Genomic DNA, 26,032 nt, shown 5'->3' with positions numbered 1-26,032 from the left:
GAACACCGCCGGGGCGTTTTCGGCACCCCTGGTCGAAAGCGGAAGGGGTACCACGGGTGGAGCTCTCAGCGGTGACCGTGCTCGGCGTGGACCGGCCCGGCGTGATCGCCGCGGTCACCGGTTCGCTGGCCGACTGCGGAGCGAACATCCAGGACTCGACCATGACGCTGCTCGGCGGTCACGTGGCGATGATGCTGCTGGTGTCGGGTGAGCTGGACTCCGCCGAGCTCATGAAGCGACTGCGTGCCCCCGACCTGGTGGTGACCGCCTCCGCGGTGGAGGCCCGCCGCCACTTCTGCGACGACGGCGGCGGCCTCGGCTATGTGCTGACCGTGCACGGGCCCGACCGGCCGGGCATCATCTCCGCGATCAGCGCGGTGCTCGCCGAGGATGGCGGGAACATCACGGGGATGAGCACCAGATTGACGGGCCGCCTCTACGTGCTGATCGCCGACGTCGAGCTGCCGAAGGAGGTGGACGTGGCGGCGCTCATGCGCAGGCTGGCCGCCGTCGGCGCCGGCCTCGACTCCGAGATCACCTTCCGTCCCGTCGAACCGGACCTGTTGTGAATCACCCAGAGAGAACCACCCCCTCCGACCCCCAGACTCCGGAGGGACCCGCACACGAGACCCGGCCCCAGATCCGGGAGGGCGACCCTCGGCTTCCGGAGGGCGAGACCCGGTCTCAGATCCCGGAAGGCCACCCGAGGCTCCCGGAGGACGACCCTCGGCCCCGAACCCCGGAGGACGACACCGGGTGGTGGATTCCGGACGGACCGGAAGACGAGGCCCGCTCCCGGATTACGGAGGGACCGGAAAGCGGGAATCGGTGCCGACTTCCCGAAGGAATCATCCGGGAGGTGCTCGGCGCCCCGCACCCGCTCCTGTCCGTCTCGGCCGAGCCGGTGGACCCGGCCGACCCCGCCGTGGTGGCCGCCGCCGCCGATCTTCTCGCGACTTTGCGCCACGAGCCGTCCACGACCGGCCTGGCGGCCCCCCAGATCGGCCTGAGGTGGCGGCTGATCGCCTTTGACGCCGGACTCCACCCCAGGAGCCGTTCGTGGGCCGGCGAGCTCGTCCTGGTCAATCCTCGCCTCACAAGAGCCTCGCACTGGGACGACGGCCGCGAAGGGTGCGCGTCCATCCCGGGACTCATGGCCGATGTACGCCGCGCCACCCGTATCACCGTACGTGGGCATTTGCCAGGGACCGGCGAGCCAGTCACCATCGAAGCGGATGCGTTCGAAGCTCGGTGCATTCAGCACCAACTGGACCATCTGGACGGTCTACTCTTCTTGGACAGAGTGCCGGGAGCGCTATCACTTCACCGCAGACTTCACAGTTGTGACGCCTGATGCGAAGTTGTGCTCCTCGGAAGCATGGTCCGTTTCGTATGATTGCGGCGCCCCCGTAGCCCAATGGCAGAGGCAAACCCCTTAAAAGGGTTGACGTGCGGGTTCGAATCCCGCCGGGGGCACCTGCCATCTTACGTCGCCTTTAGGTCTCTGACCTGGAGGTTTACCGCGATCGTCCAGCGGGCCCGCTGCTGCCGTTCTCGGTCGATATCGAGTTGTTATGGAGTTGTCCCGGCTCTGGCCGGTTCTTGAGCGTCAGATCCCCTGAGGGCGTACCGGTCGAGGTGGGCTCCGACGAGGCGAGTAAGCTCTCGGAGCGCAGGTCATGGAGTTGGGATGGGCCCGGAAGGCGGGTTTTGGCGGCCCGGATGTTTTCCGTCCCGTTCCATATTGACAACCTGCTGGTTTTCTGCCTTCTTGTGCCCTCAATAGTTTCTTACGGTGAATGGTTGACTACGCTTTACAACCGCCCTTTTGGAAGTGTGGTCACGAGCGCGGAAAACGCGCCCTTCGCCCGAGGCGTCCCGCCCGCCGCCGGCCCGCGGCGACGCCCCCGCGAACCTCCCGGATGACCTTGGGAACTCCGCGGCCCACATGTTCGTTGGGAACGCTGCCGAAGCCGGAATGAACTTCGATCTGAGCGTCAGTTGACCAAGGTGCCGCCAGGCCCCGTAGGCTCGGCGTCACAGGAGGCAGCGATGGAGAGCAAGAACCCCGTATTCAGCAGGTCGCGGCAGCAGGCCGGCGGCTGGGCAGGCCCCAGCCCGTCCCCCGACCAGTTGCAGAACATGTACGACGCACCGTCGTACGCGGCACCCACCCGGCCCGCATACCGCGCCATGACCCTCGACGACGTCGTGGTGCGCGGCTTCCTCACCCTGGGCGCGCTCGTCGCGGCCGCCGCAGCGGCGTGGATTCTCAACGTCCCGCCCATGGTCGCCATCGGCGCGGCGATCGTCGCGTTGATCCTCGGCCTGATCGCGTCGTTCACGATGAGCACCAACCCGGCGCTCATCCTGGGCTACGCGATATTCGAGGGCGTCTTCCTCGGCAAGATCAGCTCCGTCTTCGAAGGCATGATCAGCGGCATCGTGCTCCAAGCGGTGCTGGGAACGGCGTTCGCGTTCGGCGCGGTGCTGACCGTCTACTCGTTGCGGATCATTCGCGTCACGCCGAAGCTCGTGAAGTTCGGCATCGCCGCCGCGATCGCCGCCCTCGGCCTCCTGCTGGTGAACATGCTCGTCGGGCTGTTCAACGACGGCGGGCTCGGACTGCGCACGGACAGCCCCATCGGCTGGGCCTTCAGCATCGTGATGATCCTGATCGGCTGCTTCTTCCTGCTGCTCGACTTCGACTCGATCGAGCAGGGCGTCAAGCAGGGCGCTCCGGAGAAGTTCGCCTGGCAGTGCGCGTTCGGCCTCACGCTGAGCCTGGTGTGGATCTACCTTGAGGTGCTTCGCTTCGTCAGCTATTTCACCAGTAGCGACTGATCGTTCGCATCCGCGTCACCCTGGAGGGCTCCGCCGTACCGGCGGGGCCCTCTCTGTCTGCGACCGGAAATCTACCCGCCGTCACAAAATGATGCCTGGTTGGGGGGTTGCCATTCGGACTCCGGTGTTGCAGTGTCGAGCAAAGGACCTTTATCCGCGGAGGTGCCCATGTCCTTGAACCACTCACCGGAGACGCAGACGAAGCTCATCGCAAGGGTCCCAACAATAACGGGACGCGAACTCCCCGAGTGGTTTCAAGCCATCGACAACGGCCCGGCTTTCCTAAGATGTGACGAGCGGGCCAACTGGCTCGCCGACGAGCACGGGCTGACCCACGGCTACGCCGCCGCGATCGTCCACGAACACGAGCGGCACCGCCACAACCGTATGGGCTTCATCTAGGCCCAGCCCATCCCGCGCCCGTGCTCCCAGCGCGGGCGCGTCATCATGGGAGGATGGATCTCGACAAGGCACTTGGTTTCCTCCGCAGCAACCACCGCGCCATCCTCCTGACCCGCCACCGCGACGGACGTCCGCAGATGTCCCCGGTCACGGTCGGTGTCGAAGACGACCTGATCGTCGTCAGCACCAGGGAGACCGCGACCAAGACGCACAACGTGCGCCGCGACCCGAACGTCTCCCTGTGCGTCTTCACAGACGCCTTCTACGGGGAGTGGATCCAGGTGAACGGGACGGCCGACGTTCTGTCCCTCCCGGAGGCCATGGAGCCTCTGGTGGCCTATTACCGCGGGATCTCGGGCGAGCACCCGGACTGGGACGACTACCGCGCCGCCATGACCCGCGACCGCCGCGTCGTCCTCCGCATCACCCCCACCCACGCCGGCCCGGACCGCCACGGCTGACCCTGAGCGGCAGCCCGGCCCGCCCGCGTCGGCGATGCGGGATGGGCCGGGGGAGCCGGTCAACGGGGGCTCGCGTTACGGCGGGCACCGGCATCCGGTCAGCGGGCGTTCCCCTGGACGCGCCCAGCCACGTGCGGCGGGTGGAAAGCCACGGCTCGCCGTAACGGATGGTGTGGGGTTGGGGAGCCACGGCTCGCCGTAACAACGTGTACGGCGAGCCGGGCAACGGCAGGTCAGGAGAGCCGGGCAGACAGCAACTCAGGCGAGCCGGGTAAAACGGCAGATCAGGAGAGGCGCTCGAGCACCATCGCCATGCCCTGGCCGCCGCCCACGCACATCGTCTCCAGCCCCATGGTCTTGTCATGGTGCTGCAGGCTGTTGATCAGCGTCGACGTGATGCGCGCCCCCGTCATCCCGAACGGGTGCCCCACCGCGATCGCCCCGCCGTTGACGTTGAGCCGGTCGAGGTCGATCCCCAGCTCCCGGTACGACGGGATCACCTGAGCCGCGAACGCCTCGTTGATCTCCACCAGGTCGATGTCGTCGATCGCCATCCCCGCCCTGGACAGCGCCTGACGCGACGCCTCCACCGGCCCGAGCCCCATGATCTCGGGCGAGAGCCCCGTGACCCCGGTGGACACGATCCGCGCCAGCGGCGTGATCCCCAGCTCGGCCGCCTTCACGTCGCTCATCACGATCACGGCCGCCGCGCCGTCGTTCAGCGCGCAGCAGTTGCCCGCCGTGACGGTGCCGTCCGGCCGGAACACCGGCGCGAGCCCGGCGACCCGCTCGTACGTCGTCCCCGCCCGGGGCCCGTCGTCCTTGCTGACCACGCTCCCGTCGGGCAGCGTCGCGGGCGTGATGTCCTTCTGCCAGAACCCGTCGGCCAGCGCCTTCTCCGCGAGGTTCTGCGATCGCACGCCGAACTCGTCCTGCTCCTGGCGCGTGACGCCCTTGATCTGGGCGAGGTTCTCGGCGGTCTGCCCCATGGCCACGTAGATGTCCGGCACGGCGCCGTCCTCGCGCGGGTCGTGCCACACCTGCCCGCCCGCGCCGGCCGCCTTCGTGCGGGCCAGCGCGTCGACGAAGGCCGGGTTGTGGGTGTCGGGCAGCGAGTCGGAGTTGCCCTTGGCGAACCGCGACACGGTCTCGACCCCGGCCGAGACGAACACGTCGCCCTCGCCCGCCTTGATCGCGTGGAACGCCATCCTCGTCGTCTGGAGCGACGACGAGCAGTAGCGCGTCACGGTGGTGCCGGGCACGTTGTCGAGCCCGAGCAGCACCGAGACCACCCGGGCCATGTTGAAGCCCTGCTCACCCCCAGGCAGGCCGCAGCCCAGCATGAGGTCGTCGATCGTCGACGGGTCCAGCTGGGGCACCTTGGCCAGCGCCGCCTGGATCATCTGCACGGTCAGGTCGTCGGGGCGGATCTCCTTGAGCGACCCCTTGAAGGCTCGTCCGATCGGGGAACGCGCGGTTGCGACGATGACTGCCTCGGGCATGGGCCCCTCCTTTGTCAGCGCTACTAGTAGAACTATATTCCAGTTCTGCTCGCAACCCTCCCCGCCCCCGGGCTTATCCGTACATACCTGGTGCCGTCCCGGTCTGATCGTTGACGGCGTGGATGCCGCCCTTCTCGTCGCGCCACAGCCGCCACCCGCCCTGGCTGCCGGTGAACCACGGCGGCGGCGCCGAGGGCGTGCCGACCCGCTTGCCGGTGCCGAGGTCGTACTCGCAGACGGCGGCCGTCGAGTAGAACCCGGGCGCCTGCCCGCGCAGCGTCAGCGGCTTGGGGTCGGTGACGCAGAAGGACCAGCCGCGCTCCTCCTCCACGGGCACCGCCTTGCCGGAGACGATGTCGAAGGCCGAGCCCTTGGTGTTGTGCTTGAGGAAGCCCAGCTTGTCCATCCGGTCGGGGAAGGCCAGCCACCAGCCCGAGCCCGGTACGTCGGCCGCGGTGACCTGGCCGACCACCCGCCCGGTCGCCGAGTCGAGCCTGGCGAAGCCGCCGTAGGAGCCCTGGCGGTCGACCGGGCGCACGACGGGCGCGTAGCCGGGGCTGCCGCTCGGATAGACGCGTACGACCGACGGCCGCATCCAGTTGATCGTCCCGTCGCCGATCTTGAGGGAGAAGAGCCCGAAGGTGGAGACCTTCTTCGTCTGGGGATTGGTGTAGGGGGCGACGTATCCGACCAGATCATCACCTGTCGCGCCGAACGCCCACCCGCCCGACATGTCCAGACCGGGCCCGAGCGCCTGCTCGATCGGCTGCTGCCACTGCAGCTTGCCGGTCTTGACCTCGTACGACTCGATCATGGGGTTGGCGGCCAGCCTGAGCAGCAGGACCCGGTCCGGGTCCGACCACTCGACCTCGGAGATCCCGGGCAGCTTCCACAGCGTCTTGCCGGTGGACGGCTCCAGCACCACCATGCGCGCCTTGGCCAGGGCGGTGTGCTCGGACAGGCAGACGTAAGGCCCGCAGCGCTGCGGCCCGAACGTCGAATGCACCGGCCTGGTCCACTTCTGCACCCCGGTCTGGGCGTCGCGGGCGACGAGCGTGGCGTTCCAGTGGCCCTTCTTGGCCGGGTCGAGCGCGACGACCACGCCCTGCCCCTTGGCCGTCTCCACGATCGCAGGCGTGGAGACGCCCATGCCGGGCAGCCGGCCGGTCATCGTGGCCGGGTAGGACCACAGCCGCTTGCCGTCGCGCAGGCCGACGGCGACGGTCTCGAGCGTGCCGTCGGGCTTCATGGAGGTGGAGGCGACCACGTTGCCCGCGACCGCCATCCGGCTGACCGCGTTGACCTGGGAGTTGTGCCAGGTGGGGAAGTTCGAGGTGGCCGCGTCGCTGCCGGAGCAGGCGGTCACGGCCAGGGTTCCGGCGAGAACGATGGACGGTTTCCAGAGGGGCCGGAGCACAGGCAATTCACTCCAAAGAGACGGGGAGTGACGGCTCAGGCTCGGAGGGTGACCACGGTCACGCGTCGTTGAGCGACTCGCCGAGCCGGCGGCGGAACAACGTCGCCCACTTGCCGTGCAGGCCCGTCGCCCGTCCGTCGACCCGGGTCGCGGTGACCTCGGTGCCGGGCTCCTCCGCGGCCGTAGCCGCCGCGAGGTAAATCGGTTGCAGCGCTTCGTCACGTGCGGGCCGCGGCTCAGGCCACAGCCCCAACGCAGCGCACACTGACGGTAGCACCGCGTAAGCGGCCTGCGCGTAACCTCGGTCACTTGGATGGAAACGATCCGGTCCGAACATTTCTGTCGGATTTGTATCGAACTCCGGCCCCAGGACGTCGGCGAACGCCACCGTCCGCCCGCCCGCGTCCACCACCGCCACCGTCTGCGCCGCGGCGAGCTGGCGGCTCCAACGCCGGGTCACCCAGCGCAGCGGCTGCGCGATCGGGCGTACCGTGCCGAGGTCGGGACACGTGCCCACGACGACCTCCGCGCCCGCGTCCCGCAGCCGCCGCACGGCCTTGGTCAGATGCCGTACGGCCGCCGCGGGCGGCGTCTGCGTGATGATGTCGTTCGCCCCCACGAAGATCACCGCCACGTCCGGTCCCATGGCGATGGCCGCGTCCACCTGCTCGGGCAGCTCGGCCGACGGGGTGCCCGACTTGCCGGCGACGAGCAGGTGCACCGGGCGCTCGGAGACGGCGGCCAGGCCGTTCGCGAGCAGGACACCCGGGGTGTGGCTGGGGTCGGTCATGCCGAGGCCGACCGAGGTGGAGTCGCCGAGCATGGCCAGCTTGAGCGGCTCGCCGGCGAACTCGGCGCCGTAGACGCCGTCGGAAGGCGGCCCGTCCAGGCCGTGCGGGCGCCCGATCGCCTTGCGCGCCAGCAGCCCTTCGGCGATCAGCAGCCCGTACGCCGTCGCCCCCAGGGCGGTCAGGCCGCCCCCTCCGAGTGCCGCCGCGGTAGCGATCTTGCGTGCCGCGCGCGCCATGCCAGCTGCCCAGACCACGTAGGTGCCCTCCCTGGTCGAACTCGGCGGTAGCGTTTGCTTGAAAACTAGCCGAGGGCCTGCCACCCCCACTGGATCTCGGCCACCAGCAAGCTGATCAAGCTTCGGCAAAGAAGGTGAACACCTCGGTGCGCGTTTACGATTCCCTGGTCGACCTCATGGGGAACACCCCAGTCGTCCGGCTGCACAAAGTCTCCGCGGGCGTGCCCGCACAGGTGCTTGCCAAGGTCGAATACTTCAATCCGGGCGGCTCGGTCAAAGACCGCATCGCTGTACGGATGATCGAGGCCGCGGAGAAGTCGGGCGCGTTGCGTCCGGGCGGCGTCATCGTGGAGCCGACGTCCGGCAACACGGGGGTGGGCCTGGCCATCGTGGCGCAGCAGAGGGGCTACCGGTGCCTGTTCGTGGTCCCCGACAAGGTGGCCCAGGACAAGATCGCGGTGCTCCGCGCGTACGGCGCCGAGGTCGTGGTGTGCCCGACCGCCGTCTCGCCCGAGCACCCGGACTCCTACTACTCGGTCTCCGACCGGCTGGCCCGCGAGGTGCCGAACGCCTGGAAGCCCGACCAGTACTCCAACGTCAACAACCCCGACTCCCACTACCACTCGACGGGTCCCGAGCTGTGGGAGCAGACCGAGGGCAGGATCACCCACTTCGTCGCGGGCATCGGCACCGGGGGCACGATCAGCGGCACGGGCCGCTATCTCAAGGAGGTCTCCGGCGGCCAAGTGAAGATCATCGGCGCTGACCCGGAAGGCTCGGTCTACTCCGGCGGTTCCGGCCGCCCCTACCTGGTCGAGGGGGTCGGCGAGGACATCTGGCCGGCCACGTACGACACCGACATCTGCGACGAGATCATCGCCGTGTCCGACAAGGACTCCTTCAACATGACCCGCCGCCTCGCCCGCGAGGAAGGGCTGCTGGTCGGCGGCTCCTGCGGGATGGCCGTCGTGGCGGCGCTTCAGGTGGCGGCCAAGGCCGGGCCCGACGACGTGGTGGTCGTGCTGCTGCCCGACGGAGGCCGCGGCTACCTGTCGAAGATCTTCAACGACGACTGGATGGCCGACTACGGGTTCCTGACCACGACCTCCGACGAGGGGCTGGTCAGCGACGTGCTGTCGCGCAAGGGGCCGGGGATGCCGGAGTTCGTGCACGCGCATCCGCACGAGTCGGTCAGCACGGCCATCGCGATCATGCGCGAATACTCGGTGTCGCAGCTTCCTGTCATGAAGGAGGAGCCGCCGGTCATGGCCGCCGAGGTGGTCGGCTCCATCGTCGAGCGCGACCTCCTCGAAGCCCTCTACCACGGCAGACTCTCCTCCGACGACCCGATCGCTGATCATATGTCCGCGCCGCTACCCACGATCGGCAGTGGTGAACCTGTGGCGCGTGCGGTCGAAGCGCTGGAAAAGGCTGATGCGGCTGTCGTGCTCGAAGACGGCAAGCCCGCCGGGCTGATCACCCGGCAGGACCTGCTCGCCTTCCTGGCCAACCACTAGGGGTCCCGGTCAGGGCTTCCTGATCGACTCGATCACGGTGCCGAGCCCTTCGCCGCCGCGCCCTTCCGCGACCGCGCGCTCGAAGAGGTGCTTCAAGGCGTTCGGCACCGTGGTCTCCACCCCGGCCTCGGCCAGCGCGTCCACCGCGTGGCCGAGGCCGACGGCCTGCATGTGCAGGGAGTTCAGCTCGCCCGGATACACCCCGGCCGCGAACTCCTCGGTCAGGATCTTCGCGTAACCCATCGGGCCGTCGCCGCCCAGCTGGCTGAACAGCGTCTGCGCGAACGGCAGGTACTCCTCCGGCCGCACGCCCGCCGTGCGCAGCAGCGCCATGGCGTGCATGTGACTGGTCAGGCTGCTCCAGAACATCAGGAGCTGAGCCTGGTAGAACATCATCGCCAGGCCCTGGTCCGCGCCCACGTACGTGAGCTCGCTCAGCGCCTCCAGCGTGCCGGCGTGCCGGTCGAGCGCGTCCTTCGGCCCGCTGTAGAACGTGTACGCCCCCGGCTGCCCGATCCCCGGCGGCGGGACCATGATCCCCGCCGTGATCAGCGTCCCGCCGCGCTCGGCCACCCACCGTCCCGCGGCGCGCAGCTCGTCGGGGGTGCCGCTGCTGAGGTTCACCACGGTCTTCCCGTCCAGCCGGGCGTCGCCGAGGCTGTCGTACATCGCCTGGTAGCTGATCTGGCTGACCACCAGCAACTCGCCGTCGGCCGCCGTCGCCGCCCGCCTGGCGCCCTGGGCGATCAGCGGGTCCGCCTTGCTCGCCGTACGGTTCCACACCGACACCTCGTGGCCCGCGGCCAGGAACGTCTCGGCCATCTTCGACCCCATCGGGCCCAATCCCGCAACTGTCACTCGACTCATGCGGCCCACACTCGGGCACGCCGCTACGGAAATCCTTCCGGCTCGCTACGGGTTGGATGATGGTGTGGTGCGTTTCGGGGTGCTGGGGCCGCTGGAGGTCTGGTCTGACGACGGGCTGCCCGTACGGGTGGCCGAGTCGAAGGTGCGCGCGCTCCTGGCCGACCTGCTGGCGCACGACGGCGGCCCGGTCTCGGCGGACCGGCTGATCGACGACGTGTGGGGCGCGCGGCCGACCCGCAACCCGTCCGGCACCCTCCAGGCCCGCGTGTCCCAGCTGCGCCGCTCGCTCGGTGACCCCGCGATGATCGTGCACGGCCCGTCCGGCTACCGGCTGGCCGCCCACGACTCCGACGCCGCCCGCTTCCGCGCTCTCGTCGGACGCCGCTCCGCCGACCCGCGCGTGCGGGCGGGCGAGCTCGACCAGGCGCTCGCGTTGTGGCGCGGGCCCGCGTACGCCGATTTCGCCGACGCCGGCTTCGCCCGCGCCGCGGCCACGCGCCTGGACGAGCTGCGGCTCACGGCGCTGGAAGAGCAGGCAGAGGTACGCCTTGAGCTGGGCGAGCACGTGGACCTCTCGGACCTGGTGTCGTCGCACCCGTTGCGCGAACGGCTGGTCGCGGCCCACATGAAGGCGCTCTACCGGGCCGGGCGCCAGACCGAGGCCCTGGCCGCCTACGGGGCGCTGCGGGGGCGGCTGGGGGCGGAGCTGGGGCTGGATCCCGCTCCCGAGCTGGCCGGGCTGCACCAGGCCATCCTGCGCCAGGACGCCGGGCTGGCCGCTCCCGCGGTGGCGCCTGCCACGCACCTGCCTGCGCCGCTGACCGACCTGATCGGGCGGGAGGGGGAGCTGGCGGAGGTACGGGCGGCGCTGGCCGCGTCCCGCCTGGTGACGCTGACCGGGCCTGGCGGCGTCGGCAAGACCACCCTCGCCCTGGCCGCCGCCCGCGAGCTGGCGCCGCAGGGAACGCCCGCCCAGGCCGCCGCCCGCGAGCCGACGTCGCACGGAACGTCCGTTCTGCCCGCGGAGCGTGTGCTGGCGGCGCAGGGGACGCCCGCCCCGGCCGCGGAGCGTGAGCCGGTGTCGCAGGGGACGCCCGCTCTGGCCGGCGAGGTGCGGCTGGTGGAGCTGGCGGGGGCGGAGGATGTGGCGGAGGCGGTCGCGGCCGTGCTGGGGTTGCGGGACGACGCCGCCGCTCCGCTGGTGGCCCGGCTGGGTCGCGCGCTGGCGGCCAAGCGGCTGCTGCTGGTGCTCGACAACTGCGAGCACCTGGTGGACCAGGCGGCCGAGCTGGTCGCCGCGCTGTTGCGGGCCGCGCCGGGTCTGCGCGTGCTGGCCACCAGCAGGGAGCCGCTGGGAGTGACGGGCGAGCGCGTCCGGGTGGTGCCGCCGCTGCCCGAGCCCGCGGCCGTCCGGCTGTTCACCTTGCGCGCGAACGTCCCGCCCGACGAGTCCGTGGCCACCATCTGCCGGCGGCTGGACGGCCTCCCGCTGGCCCTGGAGCTGGCCGCCACGCGTGTACGAGCGTTCGGGGTGCGGGAGCTCGCGGACCGCCTGGACGACCGGTTCAGGCTGCTCAGCGCCGGCATGCGGGACGCGCCCGCCAGGCAGCGCACGCTCAGGGCGGTGATCGACTGGAGCTGGGAGCTGCTGACCGGCGACGAGCGGGTGGTCCTGCGGCGGCTGGCGGTGCACGCCGACGGCTGCACGCTGGAGGCGGCGGAGGAGGTCTGCGCCGAGCCGGGCGTGGACGTGGCCGACACGCTGGCCAGGCTGGTGGACCGGTCGCTGGTCGTGGTCGCGGACGGGCCGCGCTATCGGCTGCTGGAGTCCGTGGCGGCGTACTGCGTGGAGCGGTTGCGCGAAGCGGGCGAGGAGGCGCGGATCAGGGAGCGGCACGCGCGCCACTACACCGGCGTGGCTGAACGCGCCGACCTCAAGGGGGCGGGGCAGCGGGAGTGGCTCGCCCGGCTCGACGCCGAGAGCGCCAACCTGCGGCTCGCCCTCGCGGGACCGTACGCGCTGCGCCTGGTCAACGCCCTCGCGTGGTACTGGGTGCTGCGCGGCAGGCTCCGTGAGGCCCGCAGATGGCTCACGGCCGCCCTGGCGGGCCACGACCGGCATGAGGCGTCCGCGACGGCCCTGGGAGGCCGTGGCCCGCTTGGGGAGGGCGCGGCGGCTCCGGCAGGCGGGGTGGGGATGGCGGCTCCGGCAGGCCATGACCCGCTTGGACAAGGGGTGGCGGCTTCGGCAGGCAGTGGCTCGCGGGAGGAAGGCGCGGCGTTGGCGTCGGTTTGGCTGGCGGGGGTCGAGTTGCTGATCGGGGAGCCGGCGCCGCCCGTGCGGCATGCCGGCCTCGATCGGGCCGGTGTCGCACTGGCCGACTGGTTCCTGAGCCATGTCCGCTGGGCCTACGGCGACCGGCGGGCGCACGAGGCGGCGGCGGGCCGGGCGCTGGCGGCGTTCGAGGAGCTGGGCGACCGGTGGGGCGTCGCGGCGGCCCTGTGCCTGCGCGCCAAGCTCGCCGTCGGCCGTGGCGACCTGGCGGCGATGGAGCGCGACGGGGAGCGCGGCCTGGCGCTGTTCAGGGAGCTGGGGGACGAATGGGGTCAGATCGAGGCCATGGACGTGCTCGACCGGGCGGCCGAGATCCGTGGCGACCACCCGAAGGCCGCCCGCCTGCGCGAGGAGGCGTTGCGGCTGGCGGAGGAGCTGGGTTTCGAGGTGTCGTTCAAGCTGGCCGGGCTGGGGCGGATCGCGTTGCTGGCGGGCGACTACGAGCGGGCCGACGACTATCACGAGCGGGCCAGGCGGCTGGCGGTCGAGCAGTCGTACAAGCCCGCCGAGGAGAACGCCGTGCTCGGCCTGGCCATGAGCGCCCGCCGGCGGGGCCGCCTTGCGGAGGCGGAGACGTACCTGCTGCCGGTCCTGGACTGGCTGCGGCAGGTGCGGGGGACGCCCGGGATCGCGTTCATCATGGCCGAGCTGGGGTTCGTGGCCGAGCAGCGCGGCGCTGCGGACACGGCGCTGGCCAGGCAGCGTGAGGGGTACGAGGCCGCACAGGCGACCGGCGACCCCCGCGCGATCGCGCTGTCGCTCGAAGGGCTGGCCGGCGCCCTGTCGCTCCCGCCGAGCGATCAGGGCGTACAGGATGAATGGTCGCTTCCGTCGGGTGATCAAGCTGTGCGGGTCGGCCTGTTGGGCGATCAGGCCGTGCGGGCCGCTGAGTTGATCGGCGCGGCCGGTGCCGTCAGGGAGGCCGTCGGGGCGCCGCTGCCTTCCGCGGAGCGGATCGACGTGGACCGCATCACGCTCAGGTTGCGCGCCGCGCTGGGCGACGAGGCGTTCGAGCGCGCCATCCGCTCAGGACAGCGGGAACTCGGCGACCACTTCCCAGGCGCCCTCGGGGGACGGGCCCGCGTAGAGCCTGCCGCCCAGCGCCTCCACCCGCTCGGCCATCCCGACCAGCCCGAACCCGCCACCCAGCCGGGAGACCCGCGGATCTGAGCTCGCCCCGAAGTTGCGCACCCGCAGGTGCACCGACCGCTCGTGGCGGCGCAGGTCGGCCTCCACCCAGGCGGTGCGGGAGGCGTGCTTGCGCACGTTCGTCAGCGACTCCTGCAGCACCCGGTGCAGCGTGGTCATCACCTCGGGCGCCAGGGTCCGGTCGTCCAGCCCCTGCCCGATCTCGAACGCCACCTTCGGCCCGTCGGCGGAGAACCTCTCGGTCAGCATCCGCAGGTCGGCCAGCGTGGTGCCGGGCTTGCGGGCGGCGTCGTCCTCGGTGCGCAACACCGTGACCATGCGCCGCATCGAGGTCAGCGCCTCGGACCCGGCCGCGGCGATCGCGTCGAGCGCGGGCGCGACCGCGTCCGGCTTGGTCTCCGCGACCGTCCGCGCCGCCTGGGCCTGGACCACGATGCCCGTGATGTAGTGGGCGACCAGGTCGTGCAGCTCCCTGGCCAGCTCCAGCCGTTCGGCCCGCCGTACCGAGTGCACCGCCTCCGTCCTGCGCTCCTGCTGGAAGCGCAGGTAGCCGCCGGCGCCCGCGGCCATGGACCAGCCCGCGAACAGCAGGAACGAGAACGCCAGCCCCGAGTTCTGGTAGTCGCGCCCGATGGACTCCGACATGAGCACGATCAGGCCCGCGCACGCGAGCGCCGCCGCCCGGCGTACCGGCTCCACGTGCCGCAGCACGCCGATGAGCAGGACGAGCAGCGAGCCGGTCTCCGCCATGCCGGGCGCACCCTCGAACCCGGTGCCGCCGACGACCAGCGAGATCCCGAACGACAGGGCCAGCATGACGCTGAAGCTCTCGATCCGGTGCTTGCGCCGCAGCAGCACGGCCGCGATGCCCCCTGCGCCGCAAAAGGGCACGAGCCACTGGAATCCCCCGATGGAGAGGGCGACCCCGAAGTCGATCATCAAGCACAGGCCCAGCCAGCCGACCATCGCGATCTCGCTCAGCCGGCGGATCCAGTAGACGACGCGCTTGGACTCCCGCACGGTCCCGAGCCTAAGCCGGAAGTCGGACAAGTCGTATCCACCGTTCGGCCGAGACGGTTCGCGGGAGACCAGTCGTTCAGCGGAGGCGGCGGCGGGCCCGCGTGACGGATGCTGGGACATGTCGGAAGGGGACCGGAAAATGATGGCCATCGGGTTCGCGCTGCTGGGTGTGGGGCTGGTCGTGGGAGTGCTGCTCGCGCTCGCCGACCCCGTGCTGCTCTCCCGCATCAACGGGGAGGACGCGGAGGGGAGCAGCGGCAGGTTCGTCAAGGCGGACGTCGTACGCCTCTCGCCCCGCTCGGACACTGCCGGCCACGAGTCCCAGGCGGCTTGAGGACTGAGCTTCATTGGCTGGGCTCGCGCGTGCAGGGCGCGTGAGCCTTACGGGGGTCGTTGGGGGACGGCGCCCGTCGGCGGCCCGTGATCCGGTGGGGACCGGATCGCGGGCCGTCTTCCGTTAACGTGGCCTGTATGAGCAACGGTTTTGAGACTCTGGCCATCCACGCAGGTCAGGAGCCCGACCCGCTGACGGGTGCGGTCGTGCCGCCGATCTACGCGACGTCGACGTACAAGCAGGACGGCGTGGGCGGGCTGCGTTCCGGATATGAGTACAGCCGCTCGGCCAACCCCACCAGAACCGCGCTCGAAGAGGCGCTGGCCGCGGTGGAGGGCGGCGCGCGCGGGCTGGCGTTCGCCTCGGGGCTGGCCGCCGAGGACACTCTCCTGCGCGCGGTGTGCAAGCCGCAGGACCACGTCATCATCCCGAACGACGCCTACGGCGGCACCTACCGCCTGTTCGCCAAGGTGAACGAGCGCTGGGACCTGCACTACGACCCGGTCCCGCTGCACGACCTCGACGCCGTGGCCGCGGCCATGACGCAGAAGACCAAGGTGGTCTGGGTCGAGACGCCCACCAACCCGCTGCTCGGCATCGCCGACATCGCCGCGCTGGGCCAGCTCGCCCACGACAACGGTGCGCTGCTGGTGGTCGACAACACGTTCGCGTCCCCCTACCTGCAGCAGCCGCTCTCCCTCGGCGCGGACGTCGTCGTGCACTCGACCACCAAATACGTGGGCGGGCACTCGGACGTGGTCGGCGGGGCGCTGATCGCGGGCGACAGAGCGCTCGGCGAGGAGCTCGCCTACCACCAGAACGCGATCGGCGCGGTGGCCGGGCCGTTCGACGCCTGGCTGACGCTGCGCGGGCTCAAGACCCTGGGCGTGCGCATGGACCGCCACTGCGACAACGCCGAGCGGGTCGTGGACCTGCTGCTCGCGCACCCGCGCGTGCGGGAGGTGCTCTACCCGGGGCTGTCAGAACACCCGGGGCACGAGGTGGCGGCCAAGCAGATGAAGCGGTTCGGGGGCATGGTGTCGTTCCGCGTCGGGGGCGGCGAGGCCGAGGCCGTGGCGGTGTGCAACAGGGCCAAGCTGTTCACGCTGGGGGAGTCGCTGGGCGGTGTCGAGTCGCTCATCGAGCACCCGGGCAGGATGACGCACGCCTCGGCGGCGGGCTCGCCGCTGCAGGTGCCGGACGACCTGGTGCGGCTGTCGGTCGGCATCGAGACGATCGACGACCTGCTCGCCGACCTCACGCAGGCGCTCGGCTAGGACCCCGAAGGGCTCACGAGCCCGGGACCACCATCAGGAAGAGGATCACCAGCCAGATCACGGTGAGCAGCCCGCTGATCGCGGCGATCCGGCCGTTCTGGACCTTCGCGTCGTCGTCCGTGCCCTCGCTGGAGAGCACCCGGACGGCGGTGCGCAGGTCGCGGTCAATGATCACGAGAAGCACGGCGGCCACGATGAACAGGGTCATCGAGGCCGTCATGTACCACTTGCCGAGCAGTCCGTTGCCCAGCACCGCGCCGAGCGCCAGCCCGAACACCAGCACCCCCAGCGTCCCGATGCTGTAGACCTTGGTCATACGCTGGATGTTCTGCAGTGCGGGCACGTTCTTGGTACGGATGGCGCGCGGCGCGGCCATCGTCGCAGCGGTGACCGGTCCGATCGTGAAGATCGCGAATCCGATGTGCAGCCAGAGAAACAGGGACGACATGCCGGAGAGACTAGTCGGCAGTGATCTCGCTGGGGGACTCGACACTCTCTTTGCTCGTTTCGGCGCAACGCATGCACAGCTCTGTGGCCGCCACCGCGACGGCCATCAGGACGATGAGGAGAACCATGGCAATCATGGGAACCCCTCCTTCCCCGTGTAGGACGTAAATATCGTCCGTAATGACTAGACGCTTGTGCAACGGAATAAGTTCGCTGCGGGTATGGTTGGGCACCGTCGCTTTTCCCTTACCCTTTGGGCACAAGGAGGTGCCGTCCGTGGCCATCAGGCACGTCGAGCCGTACACCGATGAGTGGCTGCAGCAGCCGGTCAGCTATCTGCAGCGGGTCATCGACATGCTCGGATCCGAGGTCGCGGACTGGTGGGAAGGCCCTTGCGATCCGCGTGACGCCACGCTCAAGCTGGCGGACGGGAGCGCGCTCGTGTGGGACGAGGAGAGCGGCTGGCGCCTGGGCAGCTTCGTCTCGGGCGGTCGCGGCGCGCACACCGAGCTCGACGGGGTCCGCTATCTCGGGCACGGGCTGCTGCCCAAGCCCGAGCGGGTGCCCCCGGCGCTGACCGACGCCAGGGCCGGGATCGGAGCCAGCTCCGCCTGGCGGCCCTGCTACCGCTCCCACCGCAACTGCCGCGACGGCTTCGACGTCGCCCTCGACTTCTACTCGCGCCTGATCGACGCCTGAGGCCTCTCCAGGGCCGGGCGTTACTCCGTCGGCGGGGTGTCGAGGATGAGCAGGATGTGCTCGTCCTCGCCATGCTTGATCGTCCCCTTGCGCTGGAAGCCGTGTTTCTCCAGGAGCCGGACCGAGGCGGTGTTCGCATGGAAGGGGTCGGCGTGCAGCGGCCTGGCCTGCTCCTTGCGCAGGAAGAGCGTCATGGCCTGGGTGCCGATGCCGCGCCCCCAGAACTCCCGGCCGAACCAGTAGCCGATGAAGCGCTGCTCGCCCTCCCACCAGGCCACGAGATTGCCGGCCAGCTCCCCCTCGACGAGGACCGCCTGCACGTGGACGGCCGGGTCGCCGAGGATCTTCGTGGTCCAGTGGCGGATGAACGCCTCCCGCTCCCGCGCCGGGAACCGCGATCTCCTGACCGCCTCCGGATCGTGCTCCTGCGCCAGGAACACCTCCAGGTCGGCCTCCACCACGTCACGCAACCGCACGTCCTCGCTCATGCCGAGTGAGTCTGCCACCCGGCACCGACAAGTTTCGGCGGTGCCGGGGGTGCCGTCAGCGGGCGCGGCGCAGGCGCAGGAAGTCGCTGACCACGTACTCGCCCAGGCGTTCCGCGCTGGGGGAGAAGACGCGGCCGCCGTTCCTGCGGGCCACCTCGTCCACGAACTCCTTCAGCCGGTCGTCCGCCGCCAGCATGAAGATGTTGATCGTCGCCCGGCGCCTGGTCATCTTGTCCACCTCGGCCAGGGTGAGCTCCAGCGTCTCGTGCGACGGCGGCCACTCGAACGCCGACCGGCCGTTGCGCATGAGGTGCGCGGTCGGCTCGCCGTCCGTGACCACGAGCACCACCGGCTCGAAGTCGGGGTGGCGGTCGAGGTGGCGGCCGGCGATGAGGAGCGCGTGGTGCAGGTTCGTGCCCTGGACCATGTCCCAGTCGAGGCCCGCCAGCTCGTCCGGCTGCAGGACCCTGGCGTAGTTGGAGAAGCCGATGATCTGCACCGCGTCCTGCGGGAACTTGGACGCGACCAGGGCCTGCAGCGCCAGCGCGGTCTGCTTGGCGGCGGCCCACGTGCCGCGCAGCGCCATCGAGTACGACAAGTCCACCAGCAGGCAGACGGCCGCCGCGCTGCGCCGCTCGGTCTCGGCCACTTCGAAGTCGTCCACCGAGAGCCGCACCCCGACCCGGCCCCGCGCACCGGACTCCCGGTCGGCCTGGAGGGTGCCCGCCGGGCTGATCCCGCCGCTGCGCACGCCGTTGACCAGGGTACGGACCACGTCGATCGGCTGCTCGTCACCGAAGCGCCACGGTCGTGAGGAGCCCGTGAGCTCGCCCGCCGAGCCCGCGTCGCGCTGGTCGTGGTCGCCGCGCCGGCCCGCGTCGAGCGAGGAGAACACGCGCCGCAGCGCCGTCTCGCCCAACCGGCGGACCGCCTTGGGGGTCAGCTCCAGCTTGCCGCGGCGGCGCAGGAGGTAGCCCTGCTCCTCCAGCTCGCGTTCGATCCGCTTGAGCGCCTCCAGGTCGTCGACCGCCGAGCGGCCGAGCGCACGGCGTACGGAGGCTTCGTCGATGTCGTCGAGCCGCGCGCCCGGGTAGTCCTGGCGCAGGGCGGTTTCGAGCTGCGTGAGGTCGGCCAGCTCCTCCAGCGCGGTGACCGCGTCGCCCATCGCCAGGGGCTCCTCGCCGGTCAGGCGCTCGGGGGCGTTCCAGGCCAGGTCGGGGCGGCGGGAGTAGAGGGACTCGCCGAGCCGGCGCATCTGGTCGGAGAGCCCGGCCTGGTCGAGGGTCTGGTTGATGAGGTTGTTCAGCTCCTCGCGCTGGCGCGGCGTCATCGAGGCCAGCATGCGCTGGGTGGCGGCGGCGCGGCGGGCCAGGATGTCGACGAGCTCGTCGAGGTTGCGGGGCTTCTCGGGAAACAGATCCCCATATTTCGCCATAAAGGCGTCAAAGTCTTCTTGGGTGTGCTCGCCGCGGGTGTCCTTGTCCAGCATGTCGTTCAGATCCGACATCATCTGGCGGACGCGTTCCATGGCCTCGGGGTCGGGGTTCGCCAGCGCGTCCCGCAGGCCCCTGAACTGGCTGTCCAGGACCTCGCGCCGGAGCAGGTCGCGCAGCTCCTGGAACGTCCGGCGGGCTGCCTCAGAGCGCCACTCGTAGGTGCTCAGCTCCTGGATCGCGCTGGCCGTGTCCTCGGGCAGCCCGTCGAGCTCGGACTCCCTCAGCCGCGCGTCGTCGGACGGGTCGGGGAATAGCTCGGCCCGCTCCTGCCCGATCGCCTTGTCCAGCAGCGCCCGCGCCTTCTCCAGCGTGCCGTCCAGCCGCCCGCGCTCGCGGAGGTCGCGGCGACGGCGGCGGACCTCTCTCAGCATGTCGTCGAGGCCGCGCCGGTCCTGCGTGCCGGGCAGGCCGCGCTTGAGCAGGTCGCGCAGGGCATGCACCGGCGTCGAGCCCGAGAGGATCGCGTCGCCCATCTCGTCGAGAGCCGCCCGGACGTCATAGGGCGGGGCAAGGGGGTCGGGGCCGTCGTGGTACTCGCCATAGCGGAAGGCCATCACGAACCCACGCTAACCCGATCCGTCCGTTTATGCGTCCCGGAAGGCGTCCCGCGGGTGTCTTACGCGTCCCCGAAGACTTCCCACACCTCGTTCAGGGCGTCGACCCCCGGCGTGTAGTCCACCTTCACCAGCACCGGGTGCCGCGTCGCCCTGAGCGCCTTGGTGAGGTCGGTCCAGACGCAGTGCTTCTTGCCGAGCCCGTCCTTGTCCGCGTTGACCGGCTTGCCCGCCAGCCACCCGTCCTGGCACCGCGCCGTGGTGCGGTGGAAGCTCGTGCTGTACGTATAGCCCAGCTTGATCTTCTTGCCGCCGGTGACGAACAGCACGGTCGTGTCGTTGATCCGCTTGATCGTGCCGCGAGCCGAGCGCGGGTCCGGCCAGTCGGCCACCAGGAGCTCGCTGACCTTGACCGCCGCCCCGCCCCGGTACTCGACGCGCGCGGGAACGACCCCGCGCCCCAGGGAGTCGGTCAGGTCGGCCGGCTCGCACGGTGTCCGTCCCAGGCCCTTGGCATCGGCCGCGACCTGGCCCTCGGTCTCCTTCAGCGCGCAGTCCACGGTGACCCGGCGGTAGGCCGCGCCTCGGTAGTCGAGCCGCACTTCCCTGGCTCCCGCCAGGGACGCGAGCTTGTAGAAGACGTGGCCCCGCCTGGTGACCCGGGCCGACGATTTCGGCACGATCCGCAGATGGCCCGCGCCGTCGGCCCAGGCGTACCCGTACACGACCTTGGCGGCGGACACGGGCGCGGCGGCTACGGCGAGGCCGCCCACGGCGAGAGCGGCGGCGACAGTGACGGCACCAGTGGCGGCGGCAGTGGCACGGACAAGCATGAGCGGTCTCCCCCGACAGCGTGATCAGCTACCACTATGACGCGGGAGACCGCCAGGATGTTCACGTGCGATAAACGGTTACGCCGTCAAGGTCTTCCTTGGACAGCCGCCGCATCAGGTAAAGCCCTTCGAGCGCGAACTCCAGCGCCGCCGCGGCGTGCCCCGGAGACTCCTCGCCCGCGCCCATGCCGAGCCGCGACATCACCTTGGCCAGGCCCGTGACGGGGCCGATCCGGTGCAGCAGCTCCCCTGCGGGGATCAGCTCGCCGGACTCCACCTGGTTCCCCTCGGCGAACTTGTCGGTCACCGGCGACAGATCCATCCCGCCCAACCGGCTCCTGAACGTCTCCGCCGTCGCCCTGCGCAGCAGATGGGCCAGGATCTCGGTCTCCCTGCCCTCCTCGCTGACCTCGAACTCCACCTTGCCCCGCAGGCTGTGGACCACGCTGGCCAGGTCGACCACGCGCGCGACGGCCTGCTCCTCGCCCGTGATGGCCGCCCTGCGCACCGCGGAGGCCGACGCGGTCTCGGCCGCGGCGATCGAGAAGCGCGCCGACACGCCGGAACGGGCGTCCACGGCGGTGGACTCGCGGACGAGCCGGGTGAACCTGGCGATCACTTCGAGCAGGTGCTCGGGGATGTCGGCCCCGATGTCCGGCATGGACTCCTGGCGGATGAGCGTGAGCTCGTCCTCGACCGTGAGCGGGTAGTGGGTGCGGATCTCGGCGCCGAACCGGTCTTTCAGCGGCGTGATGATCCGGCCCCTGTTGGTGTAGTCCTCGGGGTTGGCGCTGGCGATGAGCAGGATGTCGAGCGGCAGGCGCAGGTTGTAGCCGCGGACCTGGATGTCGCGCTCCTCCAGGACGTTGAGCAGCGAGACCTGGATGCGCTCGGCCAGGTCGGGCAGCTCGTTGACGGAGAAGACACCGCGGTTGGTGCGCGGGACCAGGCCGTAGTGGACCGTTTCGGGGTCGCCCAGCGTGCGCCCCTCCGCGATCTTGATCGGGTCGACGTCGCCGATCAGGTCGCCCACGGAGGTGTCGGGCGTGGCGAGCTTCTCGCCGTAGCGCTCGTCGCGGTGCTTCCACGCGACGGGCAGCTCGTCACCCTGCTCGCGGGCCAGCGCCAGGCAGCGCGTGCAGACCGGCGCGTACGGATGGTCGTTGATCTCGCAGCCCTCGACGATCGGCGTCCATTCGTCGAGCAGGCCGGTGACGGTGCGGATGAGCCGGGTCTTGCCCTGGCCGCGCTCGCCCAGGAGAACGAGGTCATGCCCGGCCAGAAGGGCCCGCTCCAGATGCGGCAGAACGGAGTCGTCGAAGCCCACGATGCCTGGGAAGCGGGGCTCACCCGCCCGCAGCTTGGCCAGCAGGTTTTCCCGGACCTCGGCTTTGACGGTGCGATGAACGTGGCCGCTCTCTCGCAACTCCCGGAGATTACGTGGCTGATGCACGGGATCGAGACTACGTCCCCCGCGAGGAATGCGGCAGAGAGTTTCGCATCTGGCGGAGATTTCGGATCTTGACTATTGCGTGACGGTTCGTGTGCGTGCTTGTCCTTTTAGTGGGGAGAATCGGGCCTAGGGAACTTGGACATGTCGAGGGAGGCGAGACGCGTGGCCTTGATGACAAGCCGCTTCGCCGACGGCCTCGCCGTGGGTTCCGACCTGGTGGAGGCCGCGGAGACAGCCGTCGGTCAGGCACTGTCGAGGCTCAGCGGCCAAGCCGACCTGGTCTGCTTCTTCATCTGCGGCGACGACCCCGAGGACGTCGCACGGGCCGGCCAGGCCGCGATGAAGCTCGCACCCGAGGCGCACGTGATCGGATGCAGCGCCACCGGGGTTATCGGTGATGGACAGGGGGTTGAGCTGACGCCCGCGGTGAGCGCGTGGGCGGCGACTCTGGAGGGGGCGCGGCTGACGACGTTCGCGCTGGAGACGCTGACGGCGGAGGACAGGTTCGTGGTGGTCGGGCTGCCCGAGCGCAACGGGGACGACCACGTGGCGATCCTGCTGGCCGATCCGTACACGTTCCCGACCGACGCCTTCGTCGAGCGCTCGGTCGATGTGCTCGGCGACCTGCCGCTGGTCGGCGGGCTGGCCAACGGGCTGCAAGGACGGGGGTCCGTACGGCTCTTCGCCGACGGCGAGATCTACACCGAGGGCGCGATCGGCGTCCTGCTCAGCGGCCCGGTGCGGGTCAGCACCGTGGTCAGCCAGGGCTGCCGCCCGATCGGTCCCAGCATGGTCGTCACGGCGTCGGAGGAGAACCTGCTGCTGGAGCTGGCCGGCCAGCCGGCGCTGGCCAGGCTGGAGGACATCGTCAGCGAGCTGGACGAGGACGACCGCGAGCTGGTCGCGTCCGGGCTGCAGATCGGCCTGGCCATGGACGAGTACGCCGAGCGCCACGAACGCGGCGACTTCCTCATCAGGGGAGTGATCGGCATCGACCCCGAACGCGAGGCCGTCGCCATCGGGGACATCGTGGAGATCGGCAGGACCGTGCGCTTCCAGGTGCGCGACGCGGCCACCGCGGACGAGGACCTGTACGACCTGCTCGACGCCCACCGGGAGGAGCTCGGCAAGGTGGACGGCGCGCTGCTGTTCTCCTGCAACGGGCGGGGCTCGGCCATGTTCGGCACCGCCGACCACGACCCGGTCGCCCTGCGCGACACGCTGGGGCCGATCGGCGTGGCGGGGTTCTTCGCGGCCGGCGAGGTCGGTCCCGTGGCGGGCCACAACCACGTGCACGGTTTCACGGCGTCCGTCCTGGTGTTCTCCAGCGCCGCGGGCGGCCCGTGATCCTGCCTGGCACGGTGGATCGCTCGTGATCCTCGCGATCGACGTCGGCGGCACGAAGATGGCCGCCGGCCTGGTCGCACGTGACGGCACGGTGGCGGCCTCCCGGCTGGCCGCCACGCCGCGCGACGCCGATGCCGCCGCTCTGTGGGCAACGCTGGCGGACCTCATCGAGCCGCTGTCCGGCGGCGCGGAGGGCGTGGGCGTGGGCTGCGGCGGGCCCATGACCTGGCCCGCCGGCGAGGTCTCGCCGCTGAACATCCCCGGCTGGCGCGGCTTCCCCCTGCGCGCGCGCCTGGCCGGGCGCTTCCCGGGTTATCGGTACGCCTCCACAACGACGCCGTCTGCCTGGCCGTGGCCGAGCACTGGAAGGGCGCCGGCCGGGGGAGCGCCGCCATGCTGGGCATGGTGGTGTCCACGGGTGTGGGCGGCGGGCTGATCCTGAACGGGCGCCTGGTCCACGGCGGGACCGGCAACGCGGGGCACATCGGGCACGTGGTGGTGGAGCCGGAGGACGGGCCGCGCTGCGGCTGCGGCGGCCGTGGCTGCCTGGAGGCGGTCGCGCGCGGCCCAGCGCTGACCGCCTGGGCACTGGCGCAGGGCTGGATCCCGAGCGCGAAAGGGCCTCCGGAGGGCACGTTCCGGGAGGGCGTGTTCCGTGAGGACGCGTACCGGAAGGGCACGTTCCGAGGGGATGCGTACCGGGAGGGCACATTCCGGGGAGACGCGTACCGGGAGGATGCGTACCGGAAGGATGCGTTCCGGGAGGATCGGGAGGTCACGGCACGGGGGCTGGCGGCGGACGCGCGGGCCGGCGACCCCGTCGCGCTGCGCGCGATGCGCAGGGCGGGGCGGGCGCTCGGCATCGCCATCGCCTCGGCCACCCACCTGTGCGACCTGGAGCTGGTCACGATCGGCGGCGGGCTGTCGCAGGCGGGCGAGCCCTTGTTCGGCCCGCTGGAGGAGGCCCTGCGGGAGCACGCCAGGATGGAGTTCGCCCGCCGCGTCACGGTCAGGCCCGCCGCCCTGGGGCAGGAGGCCGGACTGGTCGGCGCGGCCGCGCTGCTCCTGGCAGGAGAGCGCTACTGGGACGCACCCGCCGCACACACCTGACACGCCCAGCCCGCGGGCCTCCCAAGGGCGCTGAGAGCAGCGGGACAAGGGCGCTGAGGGGATCAGGGTAAAGGGCGCTTGGCACGGGCGAGGCAGGGAGAAAGGCCCGGCGGCCCCGTCTGCTCGGGAGGGCCGCCGGGCCTGTGGGGGGCGGGCCCGTGATCGTCACAGGCCGGCCCAGCGGAGGGTTACTCGGTCTTCTGGTCCAGGCTCGGCCCCTGCCCGTCGTCCGTCTTGGACCGCAGGCCCGAGCCGTCCTCCGTGGAGTTGGTCGCACCGTCGGGGCCGACGCCCGGCCCCGGCATCGCGACCGGCTCGCAGTCCGCGACAGCGCCCTTGACCACCTGCAGCGCCATCCCGAACGGCGGCTTGTCGGCGCCGTCCTTGCTCAGCGAGACCGCCAGGACGAGCGTCTCACCCGCAGGCACCTGACCCTTCTCGATCTTGAACGCGATCCCGTCGCCCGACTGCCCGACGCTCCCCGCGAACTCCCCGGTCTGGCTGCCGCGCTCACCACGCGGCCCCTTGCAGGTCTGGCCCTCGGGCAGGTAGTCGACGACCGCCTTGACCCCGGCGCCGGCCAGCTCGGCGGCCAGCCCCTCGGGGTCGCTGAACTCGCTGATCCGCACGCTGACCACCCCGTCGGCGCCCTTGGTCACCGCGAACGCCGGGCTGCTGGTCACGCCGGTCATCAGCACCACCGCCGTAGTGGCCGCCGCGACCCCCGCCACCGCGGCGGACAGCCCTGCGATGCGCCGCCTGGAGCCGCGCCGTTCCGTCGTCGAAATCGTCATGTGATCGTCCGCCGTCCTCATCGTGAGCTCTTCCTTGAGTGCACTGAGAAGGCGTTCTTCGAAGGTGCTCATGCCTGTCCTTCCGCGTACACAGCCGATGGCGAAGCGATGTCCGAGAGGGTGCGTCTGGCCCGGTGCAGCCTGACCCGTGCGGTGACGTGCCTGATGCCCAGGGCCGTGGCGGCTTCCGCCACGGAGAGCTGATCGATCGCGACCAGCTCCAGCACGGCGCGCTCGCCCTCCGGAAGCCCGGCCATGGCCTCCAGAGCGCCGCGCCCGCCGCGCTCGGCGTCGATCCGCTCCTCCATCCTGACGAGATCGTCGTCCTCCATCAGCCGCCGCCCCGCGACGCGGCCGGCCGCCCGCGCCTCCCGGGCCGCCTGCCGATACTGGGCCGACACGACGTTGCGCGCCACGCCGTACAGCCACGCGATCTCGCTGCCCCGGCCGGGCACGTAGGTGTGCGCCGAGTCCAGGACCGCCAGGAAGATGTCCGCCGTCAGGTCGGCGGCGAGGTGAGGGTCGCTCACCCGCCGGACCACGAAACGCATGACGGCATCGACATGGCGGCGATAGAAGGCCTCAAAGGCCGCGGGGTCCTCGTTGAGGCGCACAGGCCTCGCTCCCTTCGTCGTTCGCCTTACACCCCTACTTGGGCC

Annotated in this window: 23 protein-coding genes, 1 tRNA gene and 2 pseudogenes; 13 read left to right on the top strand and 13 right to left on the bottom strand. The window is 70.8% G+C overall.

The window, feature by feature from the left end; all coding sequences use genetic code 11:
- Positions 1-56 precede the first annotated feature (56 nt).
- From ABEA43_RS34370 to ABEA43_RS34350, 6 genes are all read left to right on the top strand, one after another.
- Positions 57-569, top strand: coding sequence for a glycine cleavage system transcriptional repressor (locus ABEA43_RS34370; RefSeq protein ID WP_345568463.1), 513 nt, complete (start codon positions 57-59; stop codon positions 567-569).
- Positions 566-1,354: a peptide deformylase gene (locus tag ABEA43_RS68270; RefSeq protein WP_425570399.1), complete on the top strand. Its 789-nt coding sequence runs from the start codon at positions 566-568 to the stop codon at positions 1,352-1,354. The genes ABEA43_RS34370 and ABEA43_RS68270 overlap by 4 nt, the downstream gene beginning before the upstream one ends.
- 49 nt (positions 1,355-1,403) lie before the next feature.
- Positions 1,404-1,476 (top strand) — tRNA-Leu (locus tag ABEA43_RS34365).
- Positions 1,477-2,052: 576 nt separating this feature from the next.
- Positions 2,053-2,844 carry a Bax inhibitor-1/YccA family protein gene (locus ABEA43_RS34360; RefSeq protein WP_345568462.1) on the top strand — a complete coding sequence of 264 codons (792 nt, stop codon included), beginning with the start codon at positions 2,053-2,055 and terminating at the stop codon, positions 2,842-2,844.
- Between the two features lie 168 nt (positions 2,845-3,012).
- Entirely contained in the window at positions 3,013-3,246 is a 234-nt protein-coding gene (locus ABEA43_RS34355; RefSeq protein ID WP_345568461.1) for a DUF4287 domain-containing protein, read from the top strand.
- Positions 3,247-3,299: 53 nt separating this feature from the next.
- Entirely contained in the window at positions 3,300-3,707 is a 408-nt protein-coding gene (locus ABEA43_RS34350) for a PPOX class F420-dependent oxidoreductase (protein ID WP_345568459.1), read from the top strand.
- Between the two features lie 284 nt (positions 3,708-3,991).
- Here the strand turns inward: ABEA43_RS34350 and ABEA43_RS34345 are convergent, their stop codons facing one another.
- The 3 genes from ABEA43_RS34345 to ABEA43_RS34335 form a co-directional block, all read right to left on the bottom strand.
- Complete coding sequence (locus ABEA43_RS34345; protein WP_345568457.1) at positions 3,992-5,209, bottom strand: acetyl-CoA C-acetyltransferase; 1,218 nt, start codon at positions 5,207-5,209, stop codon at positions 3,992-3,994.
- A 73-nt stretch (positions 5,210-5,282) separates the two neighbouring features.
- A complete protein-coding gene (locus ABEA43_RS34340; protein ID WP_345568455.1) occupies positions 5,283-6,626 on the bottom strand; it encodes an outer membrane protein assembly factor BamB family protein in 1,344 nt (447 codons plus the stop codon).
- Between the two features lie 58 nt (positions 6,627-6,684).
- Positions 6,685-7,671 carry an SGNH/GDSL hydrolase family protein gene (locus tag ABEA43_RS34335; protein ID WP_345568453.1) on the bottom strand — a complete coding sequence of 329 codons (987 nt, stop codon included), beginning with the start codon at positions 7,669-7,671 and terminating at the stop codon, positions 6,685-6,687.
- Between the two features lie 128 nt (positions 7,672-7,799).
- On the opposite strand from ABEA43_RS34335, the gene ABEA43_RS34330 reads away from it, so the two are divergent.
- The gene (locus tag ABEA43_RS34330; RefSeq protein WP_345568452.1) at positions 7,800-9,170 is read left to right on the top strand and encodes a cystathionine beta-synthase; all 1,371 of its coding nucleotides are present in this window, start codon (positions 7,800-7,802) and stop codon (positions 9,168-9,170) included.
- Positions 9,171-9,179: 9 nt separating this feature from the next.
- Here ABEA43_RS34330 and ABEA43_RS34325 read toward each other — a convergent pair whose 3' ends face one another.
- Positions 9,180-10,037, bottom strand: a complete 858-nt coding sequence (locus ABEA43_RS34325; RefSeq protein WP_345568450.1) for an NAD(P)-dependent oxidoreductase — start codon at positions 10,035-10,037, stop codon at positions 9,180-9,182.
- Positions 10,038-10,104: 67 nt separating this feature from the next.
- On the opposite strand from ABEA43_RS34325, the gene ABEA43_RS68265 reads away from it, so the two are divergent.
- Positions 10,105-13,542: an ATP-binding protein gene (locus ABEA43_RS68265; RefSeq protein ID WP_425570398.1), complete on the top strand. Its 3,438-nt coding sequence runs from the start codon at positions 10,105-10,107 to the stop codon at positions 13,540-13,542.
- Here ABEA43_RS68265 and ABEA43_RS68260 read toward each other — a convergent pair.
- Positions 13,465-14,091 (bottom strand): annotated as a pseudogene (locus ABEA43_RS68260) (sensor histidine kinase); the annotation flags it as partial. The gene ABEA43_RS68265 and the pseudogene ABEA43_RS68260 overlap by 78 nt on opposite strands.
- A gap of 589 nt (positions 14,092-14,680) precedes the next feature.
- On the opposite strand from ABEA43_RS68260, the gene ABEA43_RS34310 reads away from it, so the two are divergent.
- Both ABEA43_RS34310 and ABEA43_RS34305 read left to right on the top strand, forming a co-directional pair.
- Positions 14,681-14,875 (top strand): hypothetical protein, encoded by a 195-nt coding sequence (locus ABEA43_RS34310; RefSeq protein ID WP_345568446.1) that lies wholly within the window; start codon positions 14,681-14,683, stop codon positions 14,873-14,875.
- A 137-nt stretch (positions 14,876-15,012) separates the two neighbouring features.
- Entirely contained in the window at positions 15,013-16,152 is a 1,140-nt protein-coding gene (locus ABEA43_RS34305; RefSeq protein ID WP_345568444.1) for a cystathionine gamma-synthase, read from the top strand.
- A gap of 13 nt (positions 16,153-16,165) precedes the next feature.
- Here the strand turns inward: ABEA43_RS34305 and ABEA43_RS34300 are convergent, their stop codons facing one another.
- Entirely contained in the window at positions 16,166-16,600 is a 435-nt protein-coding gene (locus ABEA43_RS34300) for a hypothetical protein (RefSeq protein WP_345568442.1), read from the bottom strand.
- 10 nt (positions 16,601-16,610) lie between these two features.
- Positions 16,611-16,736 carry a hypothetical protein gene (locus tag ABEA43_RS34295; RefSeq protein WP_345568441.1) on the bottom strand — a complete coding sequence of 42 codons (126 nt, stop codon included), beginning with the start codon at positions 16,734-16,736 and terminating at the stop codon, positions 16,611-16,613.
- 139 nt (positions 16,737-16,875) lie between these two features.
- Between ABEA43_RS34295 and ABEA43_RS34290 the strand changes: the two genes are divergently transcribed.
- The gene (locus ABEA43_RS34290; RefSeq protein WP_345568439.1) at positions 16,876-17,298 is read left to right on the top strand and encodes a DUF6292 family protein; all 423 of its coding nucleotides are present in this window, start codon (positions 16,876-16,878) and stop codon (positions 17,296-17,298) included.
- A gap of 20 nt (positions 17,299-17,318) precedes the next feature.
- Here the strand turns inward: ABEA43_RS34290 and ABEA43_RS34285 are convergent, their stop codons facing one another.
- From ABEA43_RS34285 to ABEA43_RS34270, 4 genes are all read right to left on the bottom strand, one after another.
- Positions 17,319-17,786, bottom strand: a complete 468-nt coding sequence (locus ABEA43_RS34285) for a GNAT family N-acetyltransferase (RefSeq protein WP_345568437.1) — start codon at positions 17,784-17,786, stop codon at positions 17,319-17,321.
- A gap of 55 nt (positions 17,787-17,841) precedes the next feature.
- A complete protein-coding gene (locus ABEA43_RS34280; protein WP_345568514.1) occupies positions 17,842-19,836 on the bottom strand; it encodes a vWA domain-containing protein in 1,995 nt (664 codons plus the stop codon).
- Between the two features lie 62 nt (positions 19,837-19,898).
- Positions 19,899-20,669 carry a hypothetical protein gene (locus tag ABEA43_RS34275; RefSeq protein ID WP_345568436.1) on the bottom strand — a complete coding sequence of 257 codons (771 nt, stop codon included), beginning with the start codon at positions 20,667-20,669 and terminating at the stop codon, positions 19,899-19,901.
- Between the two features lie 61 nt (positions 20,670-20,730).
- On the bottom strand, positions 20,731-22,122 hold the full coding sequence (locus ABEA43_RS34270; protein WP_345568434.1) for a sigma 54-interacting transcriptional regulator: 1,392 nt from the start codon (positions 22,120-22,122) through the stop codon (positions 20,731-20,733).
- Positions 22,123-22,293: 171 nt separating this feature from the next.
- Between ABEA43_RS34270 and ABEA43_RS34265 the strand changes: the two genes are divergently transcribed.
- Both ABEA43_RS34265 and ABEA43_RS34255 read left to right on the top strand, forming a co-directional pair.
- The gene (locus ABEA43_RS34265; RefSeq protein WP_345568513.1) at positions 22,294-23,469 is read left to right on the top strand and encodes an FIST signal transduction protein; all 1,176 of its coding nucleotides are present in this window, start codon (positions 22,294-22,296) and stop codon (positions 23,467-23,469) included.
- Between the two features lie 58 nt (positions 23,470-23,527).
- Positions 23,528-24,579, top strand: a pseudogene (locus tag ABEA43_RS34255) (ROK family protein).
- A 188-nt stretch (positions 24,580-24,767) separates the two neighbouring features.
- On the opposite strand, the gene ABEA43_RS34250 reads toward ABEA43_RS34255, so the two are convergent.
- Both ABEA43_RS34250 and ABEA43_RS34245 read right to left on the bottom strand, forming a co-directional pair.
- Entirely contained in the window at positions 24,768-25,445 is a 678-nt protein-coding gene (locus ABEA43_RS34250; protein ID WP_345568430.1) for a hypothetical protein, read from the bottom strand.
- The gene (locus ABEA43_RS34245; RefSeq protein WP_345568428.1) at positions 25,442-25,987 is read right to left on the bottom strand and encodes an RNA polymerase sigma factor; all 546 of its coding nucleotides are present in this window, start codon (positions 25,985-25,987) and stop codon (positions 25,442-25,444) included. The genes ABEA43_RS34250 and ABEA43_RS34245 overlap by 4 nt, the downstream gene beginning before the upstream one ends.
- Between the last annotated feature and the right edge of the window lie 45 nt (positions 25,988-26,032).

The organism is Nonomuraea rosea, from assembly GCF_039539705.1.
Taxonomy (GTDB): domain Bacteria; phylum Actinomycetota; class Actinomycetes; order Streptosporangiales; family Streptosporangiaceae; genus Nonomuraea; species Nonomuraea rosea.
Note: the sequence above shows the minus strand (reverse complement) of the source record. Positions and strands in the feature narration are given on the sequence as shown.

Excerpts from the sequence above, each read along its gene's own strand:
- ABEA43_RS34360 (WP_345568462.1), top strand. The coding sequence starts at position 2,053 with ATGGAGAGCAAGAACCCCGTATTCAGCAGGTCGCGGCAGCAGGCCGGC.
- ABEA43_RS34355 (WP_345568461.1), top strand. The coding sequence starts at position 3,013 with ATGTCCTTGAACCACTCACCGGAGACGCAGACGAAGCTCATCGCAAGG.
- ABEA43_RS34350 (WP_345568459.1), top strand. The coding sequence starts at position 3,300 with ATGGATCTCGACAAGGCACTTGGTTTCCTCCGCAGCAACCACCGCGCC.
- ABEA43_RS34345 (WP_345568457.1), bottom strand. The coding sequence starts at position 5,209 with ATGCCCGAGGCAGTCATCGTCGCAACCGCGCGTTCCCCGATCGGACGA.
- ABEA43_RS34325 (WP_345568450.1), bottom strand. The coding sequence starts at position 10,037 with ATGAGTCGAGTGACAGTTGCGGGATTGGGCCCGATGGGGTCGAAGATG.
- ABEA43_RS34310 (WP_345568446.1), top strand. The coding sequence starts at position 14,681 with ATGATGGCCATCGGGTTCGCGCTGCTGGGTGTGGGGCTGGTCGTGGGA.
- ABEA43_RS34305 (WP_345568444.1), top strand. The coding sequence starts at position 15,013 with ATGAGCAACGGTTTTGAGACTCTGGCCATCCACGCAGGTCAGGAGCCC.
- ABEA43_RS34300 (WP_345568442.1), bottom strand. The coding sequence starts at position 16,600 with ATGTCGTCCCTGTTTCTCTGGCTGCACATCGGATTCGCGATCTTCACG.
- ABEA43_RS34295 (WP_345568441.1), bottom strand. The coding sequence starts at position 16,736 with ATGATTGCCATGGTTCTCCTCATCGTCCTGATGGCCGTCGCGGTGGCG.
- ABEA43_RS34285 (WP_345568437.1), bottom strand. The coding sequence starts at position 17,786 with ATGAGCGAGGACGTGCGGTTGCGTGACGTGGTGGAGGCCGACCTGGAG.
- ABEA43_RS34280 (WP_345568514.1), bottom strand. The coding sequence starts at position 19,836 with ATGGCCTTCCGCTATGGCGAGTACCACGACGGCCCCGACCCCCTTGCC.
- ABEA43_RS34275 (WP_345568436.1), bottom strand. The coding sequence starts at position 20,669 with ATGCTTGTCCGTGCCACTGCCGCCGCCACTGGTGCCGTCACTGTCGCC.
- ABEA43_RS34265 (WP_345568513.1), top strand. The coding sequence starts at position 22,294 with ATGACAAGCCGCTTCGCCGACGGCCTCGCCGTGGGTTCCGACCTGGTG.
- ABEA43_RS34250 (WP_345568430.1), bottom strand. The coding sequence starts at position 25,445 with ATGAGCACCTTCGAAGAACGCCTTCTCAGTGCACTCAAGGAAGAGCTC.